Here is a 2,911-nt window from a genome sequence, read left to right as displayed (position 1 = left end):
ATTCAGGTTCTCAAATTGGTGGAAGGGGAGATTATAATAATATCAGAAATGAATTCAAACAAAGCAATAATATTTCACAAGCTTTAGTTGGAACCGTTTCAGGTTTGCAAATAACACCAAATTCAGGAATTCCAGGCTCTTCTAACCCAATTATTATAAGAGGATTGAGCAGTTTAAATACAACTAATCAGCCTTTATATGTTATCAATGGTGTTATTCAGAGTGATGCAGAGTTTCGGAAATTAAATCCGAATACCATTGAAAGTGTTTCTATTTTAAAAGACGCTTCGGCAACAGCAATCTACGGAAACAGAGCTTCAAATGGCGTTATTGTTGTTAAAACCAAAAAGCTTTCACGAAAAGAAAGAAAAGCTTTTGAAAAATTGCAGAAAGTTCAGGACAGTATTAATTTATCGAAACAAATTCAGAAGCAGAATAATGAAGAATATGATGCATTCGTAGAAAACCCTTTTGAATTGACAAAAAATCAATCGGTTTCTACCTTTTCGATTGATGTAGATAAAGCGGCTTATTCCAACATCCGAAGAATGATTAATAATGGTGAAACTGTAAATAAAAATGCGGTAAGAATCGAGGAAATGATTAATTATTTTAAATATGATTATCCGCAGCCGAAAAATGATCAGCCGTTTTCAATCAATACAGAATACAACGATTCACCATGGAATAACAAGCATAAATTGCTGAAAATAGGTTTGCAGGGAAAAGAAATCCCGGTGAGCAAACTTCCGAATTCAAACTTTGTTTTCCTGATCGATGTTTCAGGTTCTATGGAAAGTGCGAATAAATTACCATTGTTAAAATCATCTTTTAAAGTCCTTTTAGACCAACTGAGACCGACCGATAGAGTGGGAATTGTTGTGTATGCAGGAAGCGCAGGAATGGTTTTACCGCCGACCTCAGCCAAAGAAAAAGTAAAAATTATTGAAGCTTTGGATAAGCTTCAGGCTGGAGGAAGTACTGCAGGAGGTGAAGGAATTGAATTGGCTTACAAACTCGCACAGGAAAATTTCATAAAAAACGGAAACAACCGTGTTATTATCGCAACTGACGGAGATTTTAATGTTGGAGCTTCTTCAACGGGAGATTTGCAGACTTTGGTGGAAGAAAAAAGAAAATCAGGCGTTTTTCTTACGTGTTTAGGCTTCGGAATGGGGAATTTTAAAGATAACCGCATGGAAACTTTAGCCAACAAAGGCAACGGAAATTATGCTTATATCGACAACCTTCAGGAAGCTAACAAGTTTTTGGGGAAAGAGTTTGCCGGAAATATGTATGCCATTGCTAAAGATGTGAAAATTCAGATTGAGTTTAACCCAAAATATGTAAAATCGTATCGCTTAATAGGTTACGAAAATCGTAAATTGAAAAATGAAGATTTTACAAATGATAAAATTGATGCGGGAGAATTAGGAAGCGGTCACACCGTAACGGCTTTGTACGAAATCATTCCTAGCAATGTAAATTCTGAATTTTTACCTAAAGAAAATGATTTAAAATATACTAAAAGCACAAGTGATGAAAATTTTAATGATGAATTGGCTACCGTAAAATTCAGGTATAAAAAACCTGATGGAGATACGAGTTCGGAAATTATTCACGTGGTAAAAAATACAGAATCTTCGTTTTCATCGGCGAGTCCGGATTTTAAATTTGCTTCGTCTGTAGCTTGGTTTGGTTTGGTTTTGAGAAATTCTGATTTAATTAAAAATAAAGATTTAAAGGAGATTGAAAATCTTGCCAAAAAAGGAAGAGGAAAAGATGATGAAGGCTACAGAGCAGAGTTTGTGAGATTGATTGAAACATACAGGTCGACACAGAAATAGCATTTCAAAAAAGAAATTTCTTCGGAGATTTCTTTTTTTTCTCTATTTTTAGAAATATTATTGAAGATGAAAAAAGTTTATTTGATATTGTCTGCATTTGCAGTGCAGTTTGCCTTTGCACAGAACTCTCAGCGTTATTATTCGGGAACTTTTCTCAATGAAAAGAAAAAACCTCAGAATTTTCTTAAAATTTTTAATAAAAACAGCGGAGTTTATGAATTAACTGATGAAAAAGGATACGCCATTATCGCTGCAAAAGAATACGATACCTTAGTTTGGAACAACGGTAAAAATACTGAAGTAGTTGGAGGCGTTTATGAGCTTAAATATCTTTTAGAAAGAAGAATATCAAAAAAAAATGTTGAAAATATACACTCTAAAGATTACGAAAGTCTTCTGGAAAAGCCGGAAAATGATGAATTCAGCATAGAAAATTCTTATGATTCTTTACGGAAAAATTCAGACCGTCATTTTTCTGCTGTCAGAAAGCTTAAGCTGAAGTCAGATTCTTTATATAAAATTAAAAGCCAACCCGGAAAATATCTAGTTTTCAACGGAAGTTTCAGTACTTCTTTAGATGTAAAAAACAGAAACAGAATTCCTCAGACTCAAAGCAGGTATGTTCAGGGAAGATCTGAAAACGGTTTTCCCGTTTGGAAAGGACCGGATTCCGGTGAAATGTTTAGTTTCGGACCCGATATTTCTACTTTAGGCTTCAACGGGCAAGCTTATGATTACGATGTCAATGGGCAGTTGGTGGGTTTGCCAGATGCGGTTTCTCCGGCAAAAGCTTACAATAACAATCTTTTTAAAACAACTGTGGGTTACAGCAATCAGTTGAATGTAAATGCACTTATTAAAAGTGGTGGCTACAACGAAGATGCGCGGCTTTCTTTAAGCATTGGACAGCGAAAAGATCAAATGTATTTTATTGATCAATATGATATTGCAAATTCTTTTAAAGCTAAATTTAGCACTGAAATTTTAAAATTTAAATTGAATGCGGGCTTTAATTATGAAGAAAACAAAGCGACGAATACAAACAGAATCGGACTTTTCAACAG

The 2,911-nt window shown here is 34.4% G+C and carries 2 protein-coding genes; both read left to right on the top strand.

Going from position 1 to position 2,911, the window contains the following annotated elements; all coding sequences use genetic code 11:
- Window positions 1-14 precede the first annotated feature (14 nt).
- Window positions 15-1,847, top strand: coding sequence for a YfbK domain-containing protein (locus tag AB4Y90_RS17120; protein WP_441558774.1), 1,833 nt, complete (start codon window positions 15-17; stop codon window positions 1,845-1,847).
- A gap of 66 nt (window positions 1,848-1,913) precedes the next feature.
- The coding region (locus tag AB4Y90_RS17115; RefSeq protein WP_441558773.1) for a hypothetical protein at window positions 1,914-2,911 on the top strand (998 nt) is incomplete at its 3' end.

This window comes from Chryseobacterium sp. 2TAF14 (assembly GCF_052115105.1).
GTDB lineage: Bacteria > Bacteroidota > Bacteroidia > Flavobacteriales > Weeksellaceae > Chryseobacterium.
This window is presented reverse-complemented; position numbering and strand designations above follow the sequence as displayed.